The following is a 22,846-nucleotide window of genomic DNA, read 5'->3' on the forward strand; positions in this document are numbered from 1 at the left end:
CTGCGGTTACGAATGTGTTTGGTCTGATTGGTTACGTGCCACTTGGTCTGCGGTTAAATTTTATTGGGTTTCCAAATCTTAGGTAATGGCAGACCACATCTAGTCTGCAGTGTCAGATTTATTACTTGAGTTTCGCACCTTGGAAAAACAATAAATCGGTAAAATCCTTTCTCGTCACCATTTTGAGGCGAAATACTCCATTTTTTGGTGACGAGACCCGTTCTCGTCACCATTTTTGGGCGGAAAACTCTATTTTTTGGCGACGAGACCTCTTGTCGTCGGCATTTTTGTGCGGGAAACTCCATTTTTTGGCGACGACACCCGTTCTCGTCGTCATTTTGAGGCGAGAAACTCCATTTTTTAGCGACGAGATCCTTTCTCGTCACCATTTTGAGGCGGAAAAATCTCTTTTTTGACGACGAGATCCTTTCTCGTCACCATTTTGGTGCGGGAAACTCCATTTTTTAGCGACGAGACCCGTTCTCGTCGTCTTTTTGAGGCGAAAAACTCCACTTTTTGGCGACGACACCCGTTCTCGTCGTCATTTTAAACCGAGAAACTCTCCTTTTTGGCGGCGAGACCCGTTCTCGTCGGCATTTTGGTGCGGGAAATTCCACTTTTTGGCGACGAGACCCCTTCTCGTCACCATTTTGGTGCGGGAAACTCCTTTTTTTGGCGACGAGACCCGTTCTCGTCGGCATTTTGAGGTGAAAAATTCCTTTTTTTGGCGACGAAGCCCTTTCTCGTCGACTTTTTGAGGCGAAAAACTCCACTTTTTGGCGACGACACCCGTTCTCGTCGGCATTTTGAGCTGAAAAACTCCTTTTTTTGGCGACGATACCCGTTCTCGTCGGCATTTTCAGCGGGAAATGCCTTTTTTTGGCGACGAGATCCATTCTCGTCATCATTTTGGGGCGAAAAACTCCACTTTTTGGCGACGAGACCCGTTCTCGTCGGCATTTTGAGGTGAAAAATTCCTTTTTTTGGCGACGAGATCCATTCTCGTCGTCATTTTGAGCTGAAAAACTCCTTTTTTTGGCGACGAGATCCATTCTCGTCGTCATTTTGAGGTGAAAAATTCCTTTTTTTGGCGACGACACCCGTTCTCGTCGACTTTTTGAGGCGAAAAACTCCACTTTTTGGCGACGACACCCGTTCTCGTCGTCATTTTTGTGCGGGAAACTCCATTTTTTGGCGACGATACCCTTTCTCGTCGTCATTTTTGCGCAAGAAACTCCATTTTTTGGCGACGACACCCGTTCTCGTCGACTTTTTGAGGCGAAAAGCTCCCCTTTTTGGCGGCGAGACCCGTTCTCGTCACCATTTTGAGCCGAGAAACTTCATTTTTTGACCATCACCCCAAAACTAACCCACCATAAACAAAAGCGGCAACAATTACAATGGCTGGGTGGATTCTCCAGCGTTCAATCATAAAAAAGCTAATCACTCCAATCCCGACTGTTTGCCAAATACCAATTCCTTCATATGATTCAACAAAAAAGTCCCATGCCATCACACCAAGTAAAATCGCAATAATCGGGCGAACATAGCTCGTCAATCGTTTTACTTTTGGAGAATTTTTATACTTTAACAAAATCTTCAATAAAATAATCATTAAAATTAACGATGGGGCAACTGTAGCAAAAACAGCGATAATGGCACCTAAGACACCGCCAACATCATAACCAATATAACCGGCCATTTTTGTCGCAATCGGCCCCGGCAAGGAATTTCCCAATGCCAAAACTTGACTGAACTCTTGGACGGTATACCAGCCATAGCGATCAACCACTTCATTTTCAACTAAGGGGATTGAGGCCGGTCCGCCACCATAACCCAAAATTCCGGGGATAAAAAACGCCAGAAAAATATTCCAATAGATCATGCGCCCGTCCTCTCTTTCTTTTTGACCACCTGTTCCTCCTTATCCCTTTGGACGAATGCAGCAATAAGAAATACGGCAATTACAATGGCCGGATGAATATGGAAGAATTGCAGAACGATTAAAATAAGAACACTTAGGACAATTGTTTTTCCGGTACCAAAATCCTTCTTTGTATTTTTTAAAAACTGCCAGGTTAACGTCCCCATCATGACACCGACAACCGGAATAATCGCTGCAATCATCCCGTTCACCCAATTAAATTGTTTTATTTTATCAATGGAAGCAAATAATAGAATCATCGCAACAATCGTCGGTAATATACTCGCCAAAATCGCATTGACCATTCCAACGTATCCGCCCACCCGGTAGCCAATATAACCGGCCATCTTCGTATTAATGGGTCCCGGCAATGTATTGGCAAGGGCAAGAATATCTCCAAACTCTTCCGCATTCATCCAATTAAATCGCTCCACAACTTCCTTGTAAACGAGTGGAATGGACGATGGTCCCCCACCATATCCCAAAATTCCTGAGCGAAAAAAGGCAATAAAAATGTCTCGCTGTTTTTTCATGTTACACACCTTTATCTGTTCAATGTAAAATACTTTGTTTTGCCTTGTACTTAAAATAACATATCGGTCCTCTGCCCAAAGCAAATTTATGTTAAATTTCAATTATGATTAGTTGAGGCTAAATCAACATTGATCCTCTACTCAAAACTAGTTTATGTTAATTTTCATTCACGCAAGATAGCATGAGGCTACATCAACATTGATCCTCTACCCAAAACTAGTTTATGTTAAATTTCAATCACCATGCAGCTGCAGTTCCATCTGTTCTTGACTCACTGCCGGCAATGAGACAACCTGTTTTTTCATCTCGCCAAATGATTTGCCCTCTGCCAAAGTTGTTCGACTCAGATTGAATATTAACTTGATGTCCTCTTCTTTCCAACTCTTGGATAATATGGTGCGGAAAACGATTTTCAAATTCAACAACTTTACCTTTCATCCATTGCCATCTTGGTGCATCAAGGGCAGCTTGCGGATTTAACCCGAAATCAATCGTATTCATGATAACTTGGACATGTCCTTGTGGTTGCATGAATCCGCCCATCACACCAAACGGACCGACCGCTTCATTTCCTTTTGTTAAAAATCCCGGGATAATCGTATGATATGTACGTTTCCCGCCTTCTAACGCATTCGCATGACTCGGATCAAAGGAGAAATTATGTCCCCGATTTTGTAAAGCAATTCCTGTCCCCGGTACAACTAAACCGGAACCGAATCCCATGTAATTACTTTGAATGAAGGAAACCATATTTCCGTCTTTGTCAGCCGCTGCTAAATAAACCGTGCCACTGCCGGAAGGATCACCCGCTTCAGGGAACTGTGCTTCCTCACCAATCCGTTTTCTCCTTGTCTCGGCATATGCTTCACTTAATAGTTGTTCCGGTGTCACAGACATTTTATTTTTCTCTGTTACAAATTTCTGCCCGTCGCTAAATGCAAGTTTCATAGCTTCAATTTGTTTATGATACACATCTACGGATTCTTTTTCATGAAACTCAAAACCTTTTAAAATATTTAATGCTAAAAGTGCAACGATACCTTGCCCATTCGGCGGAATTTCCCATACATCGTAGCCACGATAGTTAACATTAATTGGCTCCACCCATTCCGGTCGATAATTGGCTAAATCTTCATCTTTTAAAAATCCTCCTGTTTCCTTAGAGAATGCGGCAATTTTTTCCGCCAGCTCACCTCTGTAAAATGACTCGGCATTCGTTTCTGCGATTAATTGCAGCGTTTTTGCATGGTCGGGTGATGCCCAAATTTCGCCGACCCGTGGTGCCCGCCCTTTTGGTGCGAAGGTTTCAAACCAATGCTGAAAGTGGTCCTCTGTTAATTTATTTTTATAAATAGAAAAAGCCCGTTCCCAAAATCTTCCTAAAGTTGGGGAGATTGGATATCCTTCACTTGCATACTCGATTGCAGGTTTTAATACCTCCGATAACGGTAATTTGCCAAACCGCCTCGACAGCTCTGCCCAAGTACCGGGAGCACCTGGAACCGTCACCGGAATCCAGCCATGGGTTGGAATCTCATTAAATCCCCGTTCTTTCACAGCATCGATGGAAATCGATTTTGGCGCCGGCCCACTCCCATTCAGACCATATAACTTTCCATTTGTCCAAACTAAGGCAAATGCATCACCACCAATACCATTCGATGTCGGTTCAACAACAGTCAAACAGGCTGCCGTGGCAATCGCCGCATCAATGGCATTCCCGCCTTTTTTTAATATCTCCAATCCGGCTTGTGCAGCGAGGGGCTGAGAAGTAGCAACTATCCCCTTTCTTGCATAGGTAGCGTTCCTAGGAATTGAATACGGATTGGACAGATGGTTAAATGAAATCACGAACCTCTCCCCCTTATTTTCTGAATTATATTGAATGATACAAACAAATTAAGATTTTGTCAATAATAAATCAGACAAAAATAAAAATTTATTATATTATAGTTTCCATTTTAAAAGTTAATTTAAATAATGACTTACATTTTGTTATTTTTATTTGATAATATATTTCATATGGGTTGTTCAACACATTCTTACACGAAAAATTTTCTGCTATTATATGAAAAAGGCAGTTTGAAAGGAGATGTCGCAATGAAGTTAGATGATATCGATAAGAAGCTATTGAATGAACTAACGAAAGATGGACGAATTTCCTATGTTGAATTGGCAAAAAAAGTCGGCCTTTCCCGGGTGGCCGTTAAAGATCGAATTGAAAGTTTAAAAGAACGGGGGATTATTGAAAAATTTACCGTTGTTATTAATTCAGAAAATGCAGGGAAACAAGTATCCGCATTCTTTGAGGTGGATGTGGAACCGATGCAACTAATTAAAGTAGCTGAGAATTTGGCAGCTAACCCAAACGTTGCCAGTATTTACCAAATGACCGGCCCAAGTACACTTCATATGCACGTTTTAGTTGAGGATTTTAAAATGCTAGAATCATTCATCAACACTGAGCTTTATTCTGTTGAGGGGATTACTCGAGTAGAAAGTTCTGTGATTCTCAGGAGATTTAAAAGCAGAAGTGGTTTCAAACTATAATCGAATTCGAAATAAACCCGCTTTATTTAAAACTGTCCAGTGGAACTTTGGTAAGATTTAGTGAATTTACACACATTGATTCATTGAATCTTACCAAATAAGAAAACCACTCGGACAGTTTTTTGTTATTCTGTCAAAACTAATAAATGATATCTCCATCGTTCTACCGTGATATTCCATAGCTTCCAATATATTTATTCATCCACAAAATGATGGTAAAAAGTTCATTTTTAATCATAAATGTATGCGCTATTATGTATTTTCTTTATTTTTGTTAATTCAAACTGTTGACAACCTTTAATTTGTAAACTATTATAGAAACTAATTTAAAATTTTTCAAATGTTATATTAACCTAATTTTTAAGGAGGGGTGGAAGATGGTACAGTTTATTATCAGAAGATTTGCTCAGATGGTTCTATTACTCATTGGTATTTCTTTTATAGTTTTCATGAGTATGCATCTTGCCCCGGGCGATCCGGCAACAATCATCGGCGGACCAACAGCAACTAAATCTGATATTGAAGCGATTAGAGCAGATTTGGGATTGAACAAACCTGTGTTAGTCCAATACATTGATTATATGAATGGCCTTATTCATGGTGACCTCGGCTATTCTTACCGGACAGGGCAATCCGTTACAGAAGCAATTACGACCAGATTTCCGATTACAATTAAATTAGCCGTAGCAAGCATGATTGTTGCTATCGTAATTGGAATAACAGCCGGAATCATTTCGGCAAGGAAGCCCAATTCCATGCTTGACTTTGCCAGCACAACTTTTTCGTTGGTCGGTGTCTCAATTCCAAATTTTTGGTTAGGGACAATGTTGATTCTATTATTTTCCGTAAATTTACAATGGTTGCCGATTGGTGGATTAAATTCTCCATTCTATACAACAGAAGGTTTTAAAGAGCTAATTTTACCGGCCATTACCTTAGGGACATCAACAGCAGCTATTATTGCCCGGATGACACGCTCATCTATGTTGGAGGTAGCCCAAGCTGATTACATACGAACTGCGCGTGCCAAAGGGGTCAAGCAGAGAAAGGTTGTTTGGGTTCATTCGTTGCGTAATGCATTGATTCCTGTTTTAACCGTTGCCGGAATTAACTTCGGCGGCTTGTTGGGAGGAACGATCATTACCGAGCAAGTTTTTGCCATCAATGGAATTGGTAGACTAATGATTGAAGGTATTGCTTCTAGAGATTTTCCAATGGTACAAGGAACTGTCCTCCTTGTTGCTGGAATCTTTGTTTTCATTAATTTGATTGTTGACCTTTTATATGCAGCTGTTGATCCAAGAATCAGCTACGACTAATAAGGGGGTGAGATTTTTGGAAAATGGAATAGCATTAGAAAAAAAGGATGTTAATAGAGGGAAAAAAGGCCATTTTTTGTTAGATACATGGAAACGGATGTGTAAAAATAAACTGGCTCTTATTGGGATTTCTATTATTCTTATTCAGGTGATTTTAGCAATATTTGCTCCGGTTCTCGTGGCTCATGATCCTTACAAACAGGACTTGGCAAGCGCCAAACTAAGCATCGGTACAGCAGGTCACTTCCTTGGAACAGATAACTACGGTAGAGATATGTGGTCACGACTTGTATACGGTGCACGGATTTCCTTGATTGTCGGTCTTACTTCCGTCGTACTTGGATTAGCTGGCGGAGTCCTTCTCGGTCTGATTAGTGGATACTTTAAAAAATTAGATGCCGTCATAATGCGTATCGTTGATCTTTTATTTGCCTTCCCCGGTACATTGTTGGCTATGCTCATTATTGCAATGTTGGGGACAAGCTTAGTAAATGTTATCATCGCCATCAGTATCTGGTCTATTCCGGGTTGTGCACGAATTGTCCGAGGCAGTGTTTTATCGGTCAAAAACCAAGAATATATTTTGGCCATGAAATCAATCGGAGCAAGTCATACACGGATCATTTTTAAACACATATTGCCAAACTGTACAGCGCCAATTATTATTTTTGCCACAACAAGAATGGCTACAGCAATTCTCTCTTGTGCATCTCTTAGCTACCTCGGGTTAGGTGCTCAACCGCCTTCACCTGAGTGGGGTGCCATGATAGCTGCAGGACAAGATTTTATGTGGGAAGCACCACATATGGCCATTTTACCAGGTATTGCAATCATGTTGACCGTTTTCGCATTCAATGTTGTTGGTGACGGGTTGCGTGACGCATTAGACCCAAATATAAAATTTGATTCATAATCATAATTACTTAAAGGAGAAATAGTCATGAAGAAAAATTTAATAAAATCATTGGCAATCCTTTTTACCTTGTCCTTGGTTCTCGCAGGTTGTTCCGGTAACGGTAGCAACAAAGCAAGTGGGTCTTCAAGTGGCGGGGCAGCAGCACAAGAAATCACATATGCATCAACCGCTGATGCAGCCGGGTTATCCCCGATTGATACAAATGATCAACCTTCTACAAATGTCATTGCGCAAGTTTATGAAACACTGTTTACCTTAAACCCGAAAACTATGGAACCGGAGCCGCTCCTTGCTGAATCCTATGAAAATCCGGATCCGAATACATGGGTGATTAAGCTGAAAAAAGGAATTAAATTCCATGATGGGACAGATTTCAATGCCGAAGCTGTAAAATATACATTTGAACAAATTAAAGATCCGAACCGTGCAGCACCAAGAGCTTCCTTACTAGCACCAATTGATTCAATTGACGTGCAAGATGAACATACAGTTGTTATTAAAACGAAAGAACCATATGGACCGATGTTAGCGGCACTAGCTCATTCAAACGCATCGATTGTAAGTCCAACTGCTGATAAAAAAGGCGATATTAATAAAAACCCAGTCGGTACAGGTCCATTCAAATTTGTTGAATGGGTACCGGGTGATCATGTCACTTTAACTCGTAATGATGACTATTGGAAAAAACCAGCAAAACTTAAAAAAGTAACATTTAAGGTTGTTCCGGAAGCTTCAACAGCAATCTCAATGTTGCAAACTGGTGAAGTTCAATTTATCGACGCAATCCAATCCGATCTTTTATCTAGGGTTAAATCATTAAAAAATGTTAACTTAAAAATTTCTGAAGGTACTCGTGTTTCCTATTTAGGCTTCAATATGGATAAAGCACCATTCAATGAATTGCCATTTAGACAAGCAGTTGCCTATGGTGTTGATCAAGAAGCTTATGTCAAGCAACTCAATGGTTTAGGAGAGTATAACGAAAGCATTATTGGCCCAAAAGTATTTGGTTATAATGAAAAGGCAAAAGAGGCTGGCTACCCGTATAACCCTGAAAAAGCAAAACAAATTGTGAAAGAACATGGTTATAGTAGTACCCCGATTACCATCTTAGTCGGAAACACAGGGAATTATATGAAAATGGCTGAAATTGTTCAATCCCAATTATCCGAAATTGGTTTAAAAGTTAAGATTGAATCAATGGAATGGGGTTCATTCTTGGATGCTGCAAGAACAGGGAATTTTGAAATGACCTTCTTAGGATGGGCAAACAGTACCGGTGATGGTAGCGAACTGCTATATCCAAACTTGCATTCCAATAATATTGGTTCATCAAACAATGTCCGTTATAACAATCCTGAATTTGACAAACTTGTTGATGAATCCCGGAGTACGGTAGATCAAGAAGTTCGTAAACAAAAGTTGAACGAAGCCAATTTAATGGTAATTAAAGATGCCCCAATGATAGTAATGGATCACGGAATGGTATCTGTCGCTTATGATAAATCTATTTCCGGTTTAACTGTTGATCCTACAGGTTTATGGTATTTATATAATGTTAGTAGAAAGTAGGGGGAGGGAATGAATCACTTACTTCAAGTTGAAAACATGAAAGTAGAATTCCGGACAGCGAAAGGACCGTTAACCGCTGTTCGGTCCATCTCCTTCCATGTTGATAAAGGAGAAACATTATGTATTGTTGGAGAATCCGGTTGTGGGAAAAGTATCACTTCTTTATCCATCATGGGACTTCTCCCGCAGAACGGAAATATTGTGGAAGGTTCAATAAAGCTCGAAAATGATAAGTTGGTCGGGTTGACCGATGAACAATTGCAATCCTATCGTGGGAATAAAATATCAATGATTTTCCAAGAACCTATGACGGCATTAAACCCGGTTTTCACAATTGGCTACCAGCTTCAAGAACCGCTTTTAATCCATAAAAAAATATCGAAAAAGGAAGCAAAACAAGCAAGTATTGAGCTATTAAGAAAGGTCGGGATTCCAAACCCCGAAGAAAAAATTAATCAATATCCTCACCAGCTTAGTGGCGGGATGAGACAAAGGGTTATGATTGCCATGGCTCTCGCTTGTGAACCATTATTATTAATTGCTGATGAACCAACAACTGCCCTCGATGTTACCATTCAAGCGCAAATATTGGACTTGATTGAAGAATTAAAAGAACAAATGGGCATGGGCGTTATATTTGTAACCCATGATATGGGGGTTGTTGCTGAAATAGCCGATCGGGTAATGGTTATGTATGCTGGTGAAGTTGTCGAGATGAGTGATGCCCAAACAATATTTGCGAATCCGAAACATCCATACACACAAGGACTACTGGCTGCAGTTCCTGATGTTGAAGCGGATGCCCATGAATTGAACGTGATCCCGGGATCGATGCCGAATTTAGATGAAAAAATAGAAGGATGTCGCTTCCATCCGCGTTGCCCATTTGCAACGGATATTTGCCGACAAAAAAATCCGCCGACATTTAAAATATCTGAAAACCAAGAAGTAAAATGTTGGCTTCAGGAGGCGAAAATGCACATTGAATCAGCTGCCACTTCTTGAGATAAAGGGGTTAAAAACATTTTATCCAATCAAAAAAGGCATTTTAAAGCGTACAAAAGCCTATGTCAAAGCTGTTAATGATATAGATATCACCATATATGAGGGAGAAACACTCGGTGTCGTTGGAGAATCCGGTTGCGGCAAGTCAACACTTGGTCGTACCGTTCTTGGATTGGAAAGAAAAACAGGCGGCAATATCCGCTTTCGTGACGAAGAAATCGGTAATTTATCCGACAGCCAACTTAAAAAATATAAAAAACATATGCAAATGATCTTCCAAGATCCTTTTGCATCACTGGATCCTCGACAAAGAATCGGTGACGCTTTAGAAGAGGTATTTATTATCCATACAAATTTATCAAAAAACGAACGAGTCCAAAGGGTTAAAGAACTTTTAGTAGAGGTCGGATTGAAAAAGGAGCATTACGATCGTTTTCCACACGAGTTTAGTGGCGGTCAGCGACAAAGAATCGGGATTGCTAGAGCGATTGCACTCAATCCATCCTTAGTTATTTGTGACGAAGCGGTTTCTGCCTTGGATGTATCCGTTCAAGCACAAATTATTAAACTTTTACTGGAACTGCAAGAAAAACATCATTTGACATACATGTTTATTTCTCATGATTTAAGTGTCGTCCGTCATATTAGCGACCGTGTATTGGTCATGTACTTAGGTACAACTGCCGAACTAGGTACATCGGATCAAATCTATCGAAATCCGTTGCATCCCTACACAAAAGCTTTACTTTCCTCAATCCCTCGACCAATCCCGGGGAAAAACAAGGAAAGAATCAAGCTTGAAGGTGAAATTCCAAGTGCATCCAATTATCCAACCGGTTGCCCATTTCACACTCGTTGCCCATTAGCCACTGAACAGTGCAAAGTAACTCGTCCGGAATGGCGAGAAGTTGAAGAAGGACATTTTGTCGCCTGTCATGAAGTATGACTGATTGATAAAATAAGAAAACCCAGGAATGTGGAAAATTCATCATTTCTGGGTTTTTTAAACACAACTTGATTTTAAGGCTCCTAGATGACTTTACAACAGTTTATTTCGTCCCGAACAACCGGTCGCCGGCATCTCCCAAGCCCGGGATAATGTACCCTTTTTCATTCAGTCTTTCATCAAGGGCAGCGATGTAAATATCGACATCCGGATGGGCTTCTTCCAATGCTTTCAATCCTTCCGGTGCGGCAATTAGACACATGAAAATAATATGTTTCGCCCCGCGTTTTTTCAAACTGTTAATCGCTTCGACAGCGGATCCGCCTGTAGCCAGCATCGGATCCACAACAATGAAGTCCCGATCTTCAATGTCTGAAGGAAATTTCACATAGTATTCCACCGGTTTTAATGTTTCCGGATCGCGGTATAAACCGACATGTCCGACTTTTGCGGCAGGAATTAATTTTAATATCCCGTCAACCATACCCATTCCGGCACGTAAAATAGGAACAATCCCTAATTTTTTTCCTGATAGTACTTTTGCTTTTGTTTTTGCAACCGGCGTTTCAATCTCGATTTCATCCAAGGGCAAGTCTCTTGTTGCTTCAAAAGCCATTAATGTCGCAATTTCGTCAACCAATTCACGAAATTCTTTGGTCCCGGTTTCTTTTTTTCGTATGTATGTAAGCTTATGTTGGATTAAAGGATGGTCAAAAACGTAAACTTTTCCCATAGAAAACAGCCCCTTTTTAGATTTTAAATTTTCCTGCATACGGACTCGCTTTATTTTACAAAAAAATACAAAGTTCTACAATTCCTTCTTTATCTTATCATATTAGTTAAGCATTTGTCTTGTTCAGATTAGCACAATTATATGTATGTGTATAATTATTTTTCCTAATAAAATCTTTCACTAATCTTGGAAAATTATTTTACTCATATTAACTCAATTTAACTTTTCTACGATAAATTGCCAAAATGAAAGCCCCCTATTCGGAGGCTGAATATAAGAAGTGATTTATTAATTTTTTAGGATTCGTTTTCCTGAACGACATTTACATACAATGGACGTTTTTCTGTTAACGCCTGAACACGTCCCCGGGAAGTTTCCAAAACAGCTTGATCTTGATAATTTTTTAAGGTTGTTGCAATGATTTTGGCCACTTCGACCATATCCTCTTTCGTAAAACCGCGTGAGGTAACTGCTGCCGAACCAAGACGAATACCACTTGTTACATTCGGGCTTTCCGGATCATAAGGAATCGTATTTTTGTTGCATGTGATCCCAATTTCATCCAATACTTTTTCCGCAACATTTCCGGTTAATCCGAGCGACCGCAAGTCAACTAGTAAAAGATGATTATCCGTACCGCCGGAAACAAGTCTTAACCCTTCTTCCACCAATGTTTCACCGAGTTGTTTTGCATTTGTGACTACGTTTTCGATGTATGTTTTAAACTCCGGTTGCAATGCTTCACCAAGGGCTACCGCTTTAGCCGCAATTACATGCATCAACGGACCGCCTTGTATCCCCGGGAAAATTGCCTTATCGATTTGTTTTGCATATTTTTCTTTGCAAAGAATCATTCCGCCCCGTGGTCCGCGCAAAGTTTTATGTGTGGTCGTCGTGACAAAATCCGCATAAGGAACCGGATTAGGGTGAAGTCCGACAGCAACAAGGCCGGCGATGTGAGCCATATCCACCATGAAATAGGCACCAACTTCATCCGCAATTTCGCGGAACTTTTTAAAATCGATGACCCGCGGGTAAGCACTGGCACCGGCGACAATTAATTTCGGTTTATGGGTCCGGGCTTTTTCTAATACATCGTTATAATCAATTGTTTCCGTTTTTTCATCGACACCATAATCGACAAAATGATATTGTTTCCCGCTAAAATTTACCCGGCTACCGTGAGTGAGATGGCCTCCGTGGGATAGATTCATACCAAGAACCGTATCACCCGGCTGTAAAACAGAAAAATAGACAGCCATGTTTGCTTGTGCTCCGGAATGTGGTTGAACGTTGGCATGTTCCGCTCCAAAAATTTGTTTCGCTCGGTCCCTCGCTAAGTCTTCCACAACATCAACATATTCACAGCCACCATAATACCGTTTCCCCGGATACCCTTCCGCATATTTGTTCGTTAAAACAGATCCTTGGGCTTCCATAACCGCTTCAGAAACAAAGTTTTCAGAAGCAATTAACTCAATTTTGTTTTGTTGTCTTTTTAACTCATCCTGAATTGCTTGAAAAACAGCCGGGTCTTGCTTAGCAATATGACTCATCTTCTTTATCCCCTTCCAGTTGTTTTCGATTTGCCGTATGGCGATTTCATTTTTCACCTTTTGCCAAAAATATGAATCGTTCCCAAAAGGGTTTTACCGAAAATATTTCGTTCATACTTTAAGCAAAGGCTTTTGGCAGTGAACCAAAAATATGTACATATTACGAAATTAGAAAAAATTTGAATGCTCTATTATTGTAACATGTTTTTTGATATTCGGAAACTATCTATTTTTTACAGAAATTCTACACTGAATGTTCGTGTTTTGGGAAATATATGCAAAGGGTCGCTGCTCTTTAGGAAAAAATATTCCGTTATGAGCAGGACCCTGATTTTAAAAACTATTTATGTTAGGCAAGTGGAATCGTCATGATCTAATTGATATACGGCCCTTTCCCCTCCGATTAGTTTTGGTCTTGTTTTTGCAAGGGTGACATGAGCACTGCCAATTTGGTTTCTCGAAACTCGTACCGGAACAGCGACGTGTTTCAAGTGCATCCCTATAAAAGTGTCCCCGATATCAATTCCAAAATCTGCTTTTATCTGTTCAACAACGACCGGATCGGAACATTGACGATAAGCATAGGCCGCCATTGACCCACCTGCTTTTGGAACGGGGATGACTGAAACTTCCTCCAATCCATGACGTTCCGCTGTCAAACGTTCGACTACCAACGCTCGGTTTAAGTGCTCACAACATTGGAAGGCAAGGCTGACCCCTGTCGAATCGGCAAATCGCTTACATTCCTGATAAATCATTTCTGCTACATCGATTGATCCTTTCGTGCCAATGGTTTTCCCGATGATTTCAGAAGTTGAACAGCCTACGACAAGAATTTGATTTTTCTTTACATCGATTTTCTCGGCAAACTCTGAAAAAATTTGCTTAGCCTCTTCCCTCCATTGTTCGATCCGTTCCACTCTTTCGTTCACCTCATACTTTTCATACTATCTAGAAAATAGCATTTTAAAAACAATGGGTTTACTTATAAATGTGTAATTCCGGTCCCATCTTATTTATTTTCATATTCATCAATTTTTCCGATACGTCTTTGATGTCTTCCTCCGAGAAATTCAGTTGTTAACCATGTTTTTGCAATCTCACGGGCCAGTCCCGGACCGATAACCCGTTCACCCATAGCCAAAATATTTGTATCATTATGTTCACGGGTTGCTTTTGCACTAAAAACATCATGACAAAGCGCACAGCGGATGCCTTTGACTTTATTCGCTGCAATACTCATACCGATTCCTGTTCCACAAATAAGAATGGCCCGGTCAAATTCCCCGTTTGCCACTTTTTCCGCAACAGGTAGGGCATAGTCCGGATAATCAACCGATGTTTCACAATCGCAACCGAAATCTTCATATTCAATTCCAAGCTCTTCCAATAAACTTACGATTTCACCTTTCAGATGGACACCGCCATGATCTGCTGCAACGGCTACCTTCATCCTTATCACCTCTACTATTCGTGTATGTACCTTCTAGTATGAATCTATATCTTCATTTTATCACAATTGAAAAAATCCGGTATACTTACAGGCTTGGAAAACCAAGGGCTACAAAAAGGGAGGACGCCTGAACCTAAAATTTCCACCGGTATTTTATGCTTTTTCTAAAAAATCTTAATTCTCAAAATTTCCAACTACGTCGAATTCGCTTCTTTGCTGGAAATTTATACTTTCTTAACGTATAAAAAAAGGGAAACGATTTTTGTTTCCCTTTCGTATTGTTCGGCCGCATCATCATTGTAAAATTTATGTGATTTTAAACTGTGTTATCGTTTCTTTCAATTTATTGGCCAGTTCTTTTAATTCAACTGCAATTTCTTCTACATTAGTAATTACAGATGTTTGTTCCTGGGTTGAAGCGGCCACTTCCTCAGCACCCGCTGAGGTCTCTTCGGCAATGGCTGATACTTCCTGAGATTGGATTGATGTATTGTGAATACTGGTCATTTGTTGGTCAACTAATACGGAAATATTTTTCACGGCCTCGGCAACTTGATAAATCTTTGCTGTCATATCTTCCATCATTTGATTTGTACCGGCCCCTTTAGCTACTTCTTGATCGACGGATTCGACCTGACCGGAAATTTGGTTTAGAACTTGTTTCACTTCATTTTGAATATTATTTAAAAGTTCGGAAATTCCATGAACCGCTTTGGCACTCTCATCTGCTAAATTCCGAACTTCTTCTGCAACAACCGCAAAACCTCGGCCATGTTCACCGGCACGTGCCGCTTCAATTGAGGCATTCAGTGCCAACAAATTCGTCTGGTTGGCAATATCCCCGACAAGATGAATGATTTGTTCCACCTGTTCCGCATTTTTAGCCAAGCGATGAACCGATTCCAATGACTCTTTATTAGCCAGAGCCAAGTCTTCAATCCCGGTGATGAGTGAAGAAATAGCTTGTCTGCTTTTTTGCAAAACATCAAGCATTTCATTCGATTCTTTTTCAGAGTTTTTCGCTTTTGTCTGCACTTCCATCGCAATTTTTATCACATCTTCAATTGACTCTGCCGTGTTTTGAATTGACTCAGCGGAATTCTCAGCACCCTTTGATATTTCTGTAATGGTCTTTGCAATATTTTCGGCTTGTTCCGTTGCTTTTCTTGATTCTCGTGAAATTAGAAGCACTTTTTCATTGGTTTCAGAAAAATTATTCTCAATCTGCCTAACCATTTTGCGCAAGTTTTCAAGCATATAGTTAAACGCTAATCCGACAGCCCGAATTTCATCATCTGATTTGGAAACCTTTACATCTTTTGTAATTTCTCCACTTGCCGCTTGCATGGCAGCCTGCTCTAAATCTTTTAACGGACGAACAATAAAAAATGCCGCCAAAAAAGCTAATATACCTGACCAAATAATTCCGAGAGCTAATGTTCCAATTGTGAAGACAAACTGATTAATGATATTTTCAAAGAATAAGGGGTAAAGAATATAAATAAAAAAAGCACTTGTTGAGTAAGTAATCAATGCCAGTAATGTTGTAAAATAGACCAGCTTTTTGCGGAGACTAAATTTATATTTTTTTCTGTTCATGTGCTCCTCCCCTTTGAAGACATTGATAATTTATTTTATACACCTAATACAATTGATCCTCCAGCTTTGTGATTAAGTCATATAATTCCTGGTATGTACGTCGATATGTATCAATAGAACCGCCATACGGATCACTGACATCCATTCCATCTGCCTTAACAAATTCTTTTAAAGAAAAAACTTTATGTCGTAAATCGGGATATTGACCAACGATATAATCTTTGTGGGATTTCGTCATCGTCAAAATAAGATCCGCCCAATCGGCAACTTCCTTTGTAAATGGAGTGGATTGGTGTTGGTGGACTATGTCATTTTCTTGTAAAACTTCTTTTGCAAACGGCGAAATGTCAGATCCTTGTACAGCAAAAAGTCCTGCTGATTTGACTTCCAGGTTTTTATCAAGCTTTCTTGCAATTGCCTCTGCCATTGGACTTCTACATGTATTCCCGGTACAAATAAATAATATTTTTTTCATATCCAATCCCCCTATTTTATTATACGAGAATGGTGTTCATATTAAAAGTTTTTTGCAGGAAGGCTGAAGTGAGAGAATAGTTTCATATTTAAAAAGGAAAGATTAGTTTAATACCAAAGAATAAAAGAATGGAACCGCCAAAAGCTTCACTGTATTGACCAATAATTCCTTTCATTTTACGGCCTAACAATAGTCCGGCCCATGTTAAAATAGTTGCAAAAAAGCCGAATAACGTTATTGCAGTTAGAGTCTTGGCACCGAAAATTCCCAGCGTTAATCCTAAAGAGAAACTATCCAAACTGACACTGATGGCAAATAAAAATAAGCCGATACCAATCGGTTTAAAACTTCTTTTTTCATCATTTTTAAAACCGGACATAAACATATGGAAACCAATGAGGATCAATAATATCCCACCGGCATACGTGGCAAGTGCTCCAAATTGTTCGGATAAAAAATTCCCGGTCAGCATTCCAATCAACGGCATCCAGATATGAAATAACCCGACAGTCAGGCCAATTTTTACAATTTGTTTTAACCTTATCGAGGCCATTCCCATACCTAAGCTAACTGAGAATGCATCCATCCCCAACGCAAAAGCCATCAACGACAGTGTAAATACTTCACCTGTAACAGTAGACATGTAATTCCCCCTACCCAGAACGTACTCTTGGACTAGCTTTTATAAACATATGCAGGTTTTTGGGGGAATAGACATGCTTTTCATCGCGACTTTCTCTTGGACAAAACAGCTCATATTTCGGGGAACTGCTACGGAGGGAAAGCCGCGCTAATGGACAGTTTTGACGAAAAACAGGCTCATACTATCTATAAAGTTAATCAACGGTTTGAGGTGTGTTCTTTAATTATTCGATGACCGGCTGCTTTTAATAAGCGGTTCATAATTGCAACACCAATTCCTTCACGGGGAAAAACTTCTCCGTAAATCATATCGATCTTTTCTTGGTCAAATTGGCGTAATGCATCATATAAATGATGAGCCACTGTGGATAATTGCTCTCTTTGTCCACAACTGACGACCATATCGGCTTGATATGTATTTACCCGTTCATCCGTCGTTAATATGCCGACACGTTTGCCGATTTTCCGCATAGAATCCACCGTTTCTTGTAAAAAAGCAGGGCTGCCATCCACCAAATACATTGGTGCAGCCGGTGCATAATGTGTATACTTCATCCCCGGTGATTTCGGTTTTTCCACTTCTTCCTTCACTTGCCGATCCATGCCAACCGAACCGATAATCCCTTCAATCTCCTCTCTTGTTGTACCACCCGGACGCAAAATAACCGGGATTGGTTCTGTACAATCTATGACCGTTGATTCCACACCAACCCCGGTTTCACCTCCGTCCACAATCCCGGAAATTTTTCCATTTAGATCCTTATACACATGTTGGAATTTCGTAGGGCTTGGTTTACCAGAAAGATTGGCACTTGGAGCAGCAATCGGTAACCCGCTCGCTTCAATTAACGCTAAGGCAACAGGGTGGTTAGGCATGCGAATTCCTACTGTTGGAAGTCCTGCCGTTACCTTGTTTGATAAAATTCCTTGCTTTACTTTTAAGATGACTGTTAGCGGACCGGGCCAAAATGCGTTCATCAATTTTTTAGCTTGTTCCGGTATTTCTTCCGCATATTTATCCACATCTTCCATTTTACTTATATGAACAATTAGTGGATTATCACTTGGCCTGCCTTTTGCTTCATAAATTTTATTAACAGCTTCATCGCTTAATGCATTTGCCCCTAAGCCATACACCGTTTCTGTCGGAAATGCCACCACTTCATTTTTTTGTAATACCTCTGCCGCTTCAATAATCTGTGGATATGTGTATAAATTTTCCACAGTTTTATCCACAGTCCATATTTTTGTTAACATGTTTTTCTCCTTCTTTGTTGAAAATTATAATCGTTCGACTGTTATCATCCACAAAACATGAATGAAACCCCATAAAATTAGTGAAAGTCAATGAAACTATCCACAAAACTGTGGATAAACATGTTTAAAATGTGGATAAATATGCCCTCAACCATCCTTTTATCCACAGGCGAGCACTGTTTATCTAGAACTTCTTTTTATAAGTATAGGAAAAAAGTGCAAAAAATAAAAGTAAGGAACGAACAATCATTACAGAAACAACGCTCCTTGCAATTTTTTTAAATGGCAATGAATAAGATTGATAGATTTGGTCAACAATGGGTTACTGAAGGGAGAGGAATTCGATGAGGCAAAAATCGATACATGCAATAGCATTCTTTTTCATATTGGTTACGATCGCCAGTATGTTTAGTTTATATTTACCAAAAAGTTTTGCACAAGAGGAAGATGTAGTGGTTATCCCAAATGAAGCCATTCGACTACGAATTTTAGCAAATAGTAATTCCGAACAAGATCAAGAGATTAAAAGAATTGTTCGGGATCGAGTAAATGCCCAAATTACCGAATGGGTTAGCGACTTAACCTCCATGGAAGCGGCAAGAGAAAAAATCATTACAAATTTAGATATTCTTGAGGCAACGGCAAAAGAGGTATTGGAAGAAAACGGGGTAAATCAGAAGGTTCAAATTCGTTTTGGGGAAGTGGATTTTCCGACAAAACTATATGGTAATTTTCTTTATCCAGCCGGGAAATATGAAGCAGTGTTAATAACGCTTGGGGAAGGGACCGGGGCCAATTGGTGGTGTGTCTTGTTTCCACCGCTTTGTTTCTTGGATTTTTCAAGCGGGACTGCGGTGAGCGATGGATTTGAGGATAAAGGAAAAAATGTTTCAGATGACACGAAAATAGACCTGACTACACATAAAGAGAAAAAAAATGACGTGACGGCAAAATCAAATTCAGACGATCAATCAAATGAACAACTATATGTGGAAGAAAATGAAGAGGATGTAGAAGTAAAATTCTTTTTAGTAGAATTCATTGAAAATATATTTGATTTATTTAAATAAGGGTAAGCTTTTGGAAAACCGTATGGTAGAAAGCCCGTCGTTTCCAAAGAGCTTACCTTTTTGTTTGTAGAGTATAAAAAACCTTTATTCAATATAACCATACACCATTCGTTCTTTGCCATTGATATCATTCACGATTTCAATATCTATAAGAGGGAATAGTTCGCGGACGAGTTCCCTAATGGCTTGTCCTTGGCCGCTACCGATTTCAAAACCGATTAATGCCTTTTCTTTGATTACATGTGGCAGTTGCTGAATAATTTTTCGATAAAAATCCAGGCCATCCAGTCCGCCAAACAAAGCGGAAGGCGGCTCGTGATCTTTGACAACTGTTGATAAGCTTCCACGATCACTAAGCGGAATATAAGGTGGATTTGAAACAATGATGTCAAACCGCTTTTTCCCGATAAACGGTTCCAATAAATCCCCTTCAACCAGCTGAATATCAGCACCGAACCTTTTCGCATTTTCCTCAGCTATAACCAATGCTCCCTTTGATACATCGGAGGCAATGACATTCAATTCCGGCATTTCCAGTTTTAAAGTAATCGCAATGGCACCGCTCCCCGTTCCAATATCAATACAGTCCAATCCTTGACAGGTTCCAAAATATTTTTTCACTCTTTCCAGCATGCCAAGGACCAATTCTTCAGTTTCGGGACGGGGAATTAATACATCCGGATTTACGACAAATTTCCTTCCAAAAAATTCCTCATAACCAAGCAAATATTGAATCGGAGTCCCGTCAACATGTTGATAAATCAATTTTTGGAATGCGAACCACTCAGATAAGCTCAACTTTTCCCGCAAATTCAGCAATAGTCGGGTACGGCCCATCTTTAATACATGGCGAAGAGCGAGTTCCGACACATTTTTTTCCCGACCATGTTCCTCTAAAAAAGAAGAAGCCCAGTTGAGAGCTTCAAAAATATACTTTCCGTCAGCTTGCTTCATTTTTTAATCTTTCCGCCTGTTCATTTAAAATTAATGCTTCAATAATTTCTTCCAATTTGCCTTCCAAAATTTGATCGAGTTTTTGGATAGTCAAACCAATTCGATGGTCCGTTACACGGTTTTGCGGAAAATTATAGGTACGAATCCGCTCAGAACGATCGCCGGTTCCGACTGCAGATTTCCGGTTTGCATCATATTCGGCTTGCGCTTCTTGTTGGTATTTATCATAAATCCGGGCACGTAATACCTTCATGGCTTTTTCGCGGTTTTTAATTTGTGAACGCTCATCTTGACAAGTAACAACAATGCCGGTTGGTATGTGCGTTAAACGGACTGCGGACATCGTCGTGTTAACACTTTGCCCACCGGCGCCCGTTGAAGCAAACGTATCAAAGCGAATATCTTTTTCATTTATTTCCACATCGACATCTTCCATTTCCGGCAGAACAGCGACTGTAGCCGTCGACGTATGAATGCGGCCGCCTGATTCTGTTGTTGGCACTCGTTGGACACGATGAGCGCCATTTTCATATTTTAATTTCGAATAGGCACCATGGCCATTGATCATAAAAATAATCTCTTTATATCCGCCTAAACCGGTGGAATTGGCTTCGATAACATCAATTTTCCAACCTTGACTCTCAGCATAACGACTGTACATACGGAACAGATCTCCGGCAAATAACGCCGCTTCCTCACCACCTGCTGCACCACGGATTTCCATAATGACATTTTTATCATCATTCGGGTCTTTTGGAATCAATAAAATTTTTAATTGTTCCTCCAGTTGTTCAGCACGTTCCTCCAGGCTGGCAACCTCTTCTTTGACCATTTCACGCATTTCCGCATCCAGTTTATCTTCCAACAACAATTTTGCATCTTGGAGTTCTTCTTTAACTTGTTTATATTCACGATAGGTTTGCACGGTTTCCTGAATAGCTGACTGTTCTTTTGAATACTCCCGCAGTTTCTTCGGATCACTAACTACATCCGGATCACTAAGTAATTCATTTAATTTTTCATAACGGTCTTCCACAGCAGCTAATCGATCAAACATCGACATCCGTTACTTCACCCCTTCCATATATTTTTATCGGCCGCACTCTTAATTTTTCTCTTGGGAGATCCGGGATTTCATGATGATGACGACAACGTGGCTCATAACTTTCTGTTGCTCCTACCATAATGACCGGATCGTAATAAGATGCCGGCTTTCCGTTAATTAATCGTTGTGTACGACTGGCCGGTGATCCGCAAATTGTACAAACTGCCTGCAATTTAGTTATTTGTTCAGCGATACTTAACAACTTCGGCATTGGTCCAAAAGGTTCCCCGCGAAAATCTAAATCCAGTCCGGCTACGATGACCCGATAGCCCTCATTCGCTAATTCCTGGACAATGTCTACAATCCGATCATCAAAAAATTGTACTTCATCAATGGCGACCACATCGGTATCTTTTGTTATAAAGTCAAATATATCATCAGCATCACTCACCGGATGAGCATGAATGGCATCTCCGTTATGGGAAACGACCTCTATTTTACTGTAGCGATCATCTAATTTCGGTTTAAAAACTTCTACTTTTTGTTTGGCAAACTGACAGCGACGGACTCTTCGGATTAATTCCTCGGATTTTCCGGAAAACATGCTGCCACAAATGACCTCTACCCATCCTGATTGCTTCATTACATACATGCTGATTGCTGCTCCTTCCATCACAATTGACGAGTCTATTTCTTATTATTGGTTCCCAATCTATATAATAATCGATACATTCGTTGATGGAAACCCCTTTTTCGCTTTATCCCACTTTTAACGGGTAGTAAGACTCCCACCTTATGATTCTAATTTACAAAAAAATAGGTGCCGATTGAACTGCCGGCATTCGTCCGATTCGTTCAACTAACCATCATGAGGGAATGAAGAAACCCTCCGCTGATGGAATTTTCACTAATGGACGTATAAAAAAACAGGCAAGTGATCAGAACTTCTTGCCTGTTTTATATCCGAAACATATAGCCACACAAATGGACCATACCGTCTATTGTTTAAGACCGTATTTTTTGTTGAAGCGTTCAACACGACCATCTGCAGTAGCAAATTTTTGACGACCAGTATAGAATGGGTGACATTCAGAACAAATTTCTACACGTACTTCATCTTTAACTGATCCACTTTCAAATTCATTACCGCAAGCACATTTTACCATTACACGTTTGTAATTTGGATGGATTCCTGCTTTCATCCTATTTCACTCCTTTTGCCCTGAATCATTCTGAAACAGAGTTATTTCTCATCCATAAAGGTATCGTTAAAAAAACACTATTACTATTATAGCA

The 22,846-nt window shown here is 40.1% G+C and carries 23 protein-coding genes; 7 read left to right on the top strand and 16 right to left on the bottom strand.

Annotated features, from left to right (window positions below; translation table 11 throughout):
• Window positions 1–464: 464 nt before the first annotated feature.
• The 4 genes from NSQ14_RS17775 to ggt all read right to left on the bottom strand — a co-directional run bounded on the left by NSQ14_RS17775 (window position 465) and on the right by ggt (window position 4,309).
• Window positions 465–1,220: a hypothetical protein gene (locus NSQ14_RS17775; RefSeq protein WP_346216663.1), complete on the bottom strand. Its 756-nt coding sequence runs from the start codon at window positions 1,218–1,220 to the stop codon at window positions 465–467.
• A 134-nt stretch (window positions 1,221–1,354) separates the two neighbouring features.
• Entirely contained in the window at window positions 1,355–1,885 is a 531-nt protein-coding gene (locus NSQ14_RS17780; protein ID WP_041848009.1) for a chromate transporter, read from the bottom strand.
• Entirely contained in the window at window positions 1,882–2,457 is a 576-nt protein-coding gene (locus NSQ14_RS17785; RefSeq protein WP_251249341.1) for a chromate transporter, read from the bottom strand. Before NSQ14_RS17785 ends, NSQ14_RS17780 begins: the two co-directional genes overlap by 4 nt.
• Before the next feature lie 238 nt (window positions 2,458–2,695).
• Window positions 2,696–4,309 (bottom strand): gamma-glutamyltransferase, encoded by a 1,614-nt coding sequence (gene ggt, locus NSQ14_RS17790; RefSeq protein WP_375293563.1) that lies wholly within the window; start codon window positions 4,307–4,309, stop codon window positions 2,696–2,698.
• Between the two features lie 249 nt (window positions 4,310–4,558).
• Here ggt and NSQ14_RS17795 point away from each other — a divergent pair, with 249 nt between their 5' ends.
• The 6 genes from NSQ14_RS17795 (at window position 4,559) to NSQ14_RS17820 (ending at window position 10,766) form a co-directional block, all read left to right on the top strand.
• Complete coding sequence (locus NSQ14_RS17795) at window positions 4,559–5,008, top strand: Lrp/AsnC family transcriptional regulator (RefSeq protein ID WP_041848008.1); 450 nt, start codon at window positions 4,559–4,561, stop codon at window positions 5,006–5,008.
• Between the two features lie 377 nt (window positions 5,009–5,385).
• The gene (locus tag NSQ14_RS17800) at window positions 5,386–6,327 is read left to right on the top strand and encodes an ABC transporter permease (RefSeq protein ID WP_034773202.1); all 942 of its coding nucleotides are present in this window, start codon (window positions 5,386–5,388) and stop codon (window positions 6,325–6,327) included.
• A 16-nt stretch (window positions 6,328–6,343) separates the two neighbouring features.
• Window positions 6,344–7,240 (top strand): ABC transporter permease, encoded by an 897-nt coding sequence (locus NSQ14_RS17805; RefSeq protein ID WP_034773204.1) that lies wholly within the window; start codon window positions 6,344–6,346, stop codon window positions 7,238–7,240.
• 27 nt (window positions 7,241–7,267) lie between these two features.
• Complete coding sequence (locus NSQ14_RS17810; protein ID WP_034773206.1) at window positions 7,268–8,815, top strand: glutathione ABC transporter substrate-binding protein; 1,548 nt, start codon at window positions 7,268–7,270, stop codon at window positions 8,813–8,815.
• A gap of 9 nt (window positions 8,816–8,824) precedes the next feature.
• Complete coding sequence (locus tag NSQ14_RS17815) at window positions 8,825–9,820, top strand: ABC transporter ATP-binding protein (protein WP_034773207.1); 996 nt, start codon at window positions 8,825–8,827, stop codon at window positions 9,818–9,820.
• Entirely contained in the window at window positions 9,798–10,766 is a 969-nt protein-coding gene (locus NSQ14_RS17820; RefSeq protein ID WP_034773208.1) for an ABC transporter ATP-binding protein, read from the top strand. Before NSQ14_RS17815 ends, NSQ14_RS17820 begins: the two co-directional genes overlap by 23 nt.
• A gap of 103 nt (window positions 10,767–10,869) precedes the next feature.
• On the opposite strand, the gene upp is transcribed toward NSQ14_RS17820, so the two are convergent.
• From upp to NSQ14_RS17860, 8 genes are all read right to left on the bottom strand, one after another.
• Window positions 10,870–11,499, bottom strand: a complete 630-nt coding sequence (upp, locus tag NSQ14_RS17825) for a uracil phosphoribosyltransferase (RefSeq protein ID WP_034773209.1) — start codon at window positions 11,497–11,499, stop codon at window positions 10,870–10,872.
• 296 nt (window positions 11,500–11,795) lie between these two features.
• On the bottom strand, window positions 11,796–13,055 hold the full coding sequence (gene glyA / locus NSQ14_RS17830; RefSeq protein WP_041845015.1) for a serine hydroxymethyltransferase: 1,260 nt from the start codon (window positions 13,053–13,055) through the stop codon (window positions 11,796–11,798).
• Between the two features lie 344 nt (window positions 13,056–13,399).
• Window positions 13,400–13,975, bottom strand: a complete 576-nt coding sequence (locus tag NSQ14_RS17835; protein ID WP_034773211.1) for a TIGR01440 family protein — start codon at window positions 13,973–13,975, stop codon at window positions 13,400–13,402.
• Between the two features lie 92 nt (window positions 13,976–14,067).
• Window positions 14,068–14,508, bottom strand: a complete 441-nt coding sequence (gene rpiB, locus NSQ14_RS17840; RefSeq protein WP_034773212.1) for a ribose 5-phosphate isomerase B — start codon at window positions 14,506–14,508, stop codon at window positions 14,068–14,070.
• Window positions 14,509–14,814: 306 nt separating this feature from the next.
• Window positions 14,815–16,107 (bottom strand): methyl-accepting chemotaxis protein, encoded by a 1,293-nt coding sequence (locus NSQ14_RS17845; RefSeq protein WP_041845014.1) that lies wholly within the window; start codon window positions 16,105–16,107, stop codon window positions 14,815–14,817.
• Window positions 16,108–16,150: 43 nt separating this feature from the next.
• Entirely contained in the window at window positions 16,151–16,582 is a 432-nt protein-coding gene (locus tag NSQ14_RS17850; RefSeq protein ID WP_041845013.1) for a low molecular weight protein arginine phosphatase, read from the bottom strand.
• A gap of 88 nt (window positions 16,583–16,670) precedes the next feature.
• Complete coding sequence (locus NSQ14_RS17855) at window positions 16,671–17,225, bottom strand: manganese efflux pump MntP family protein (protein WP_034773217.1); 555 nt, start codon at window positions 17,223–17,225, stop codon at window positions 16,671–16,673.
• 197 nt (window positions 17,226–17,422) lie between these two features.
• A complete protein-coding gene (locus tag NSQ14_RS17860; RefSeq protein ID WP_034773218.1) occupies window positions 17,423–18,481 on the bottom strand; it encodes an L-threonylcarbamoyladenylate synthase in 1,059 nt (352 codons plus the stop codon).
• 344 nt (window positions 18,482–18,825) lie between these two features.
• Between NSQ14_RS17860 and spoIIR the strand changes: the two genes are divergently transcribed.
• Window positions 18,826–19,551 (top strand): stage II sporulation protein R, encoded by a 726-nt coding sequence (gene spoIIR, locus NSQ14_RS17865; RefSeq protein WP_034773219.1) that lies wholly within the window; start codon window positions 18,826–18,828, stop codon window positions 19,549–19,551.
• 84 nt (window positions 19,552–19,635) lie between these two features.
• Here spoIIR and prmC read toward each other — a convergent pair whose 3' ends face one another.
• The 4 genes from prmC to rpmE all read right to left on the bottom strand — a co-directional run bounded on the left by prmC (window position 19,636) and on the right by rpmE (window position 22,752).
• The gene (gene prmC / locus NSQ14_RS17870) at window positions 19,636–20,505 is read right to left on the bottom strand and encodes a peptide chain release factor N(5)-glutamine methyltransferase (protein WP_034773221.1); all 870 of its coding nucleotides are present in this window, start codon (window positions 20,503–20,505) and stop codon (window positions 19,636–19,638) included.
• Window positions 20,492–21,562: a peptide chain release factor 1 gene (gene prfA / locus NSQ14_RS17875; RefSeq protein WP_034773229.1), complete on the bottom strand. Its 1,071-nt coding sequence runs from the start codon at window positions 21,560–21,562 to the stop codon at window positions 20,492–20,494. The genes prmC and prfA overlap by 14 nt, the downstream gene beginning before the upstream one ends.
• Window positions 21,555–22,202, bottom strand: coding sequence for a thymidine kinase (locus tag NSQ14_RS17880; RefSeq protein WP_034773223.1), 648 nt, complete (start codon window positions 22,200–22,202; stop codon window positions 21,555–21,557). Before NSQ14_RS17880 ends, prfA begins: the two co-directional genes overlap by 8 nt.
• Window positions 22,203–22,548: 346 nt before the next feature.
• Entirely contained in the window at window positions 22,549–22,752 is a 204-nt protein-coding gene (gene rpmE / locus NSQ14_RS17885; RefSeq protein ID WP_034773224.1) for a 50S ribosomal protein L31, read from the bottom strand.
• Window positions 22,753–22,846 lie beyond the last annotated feature (94 nt).

Source organism: Caldifermentibacillus hisashii (assembly GCF_039654145.1).
Lineage (GTDB): Bacteria > Bacillota > Bacilli > Bacillales > Caldibacillaceae > Caldifermentibacillus > Caldifermentibacillus hisashii.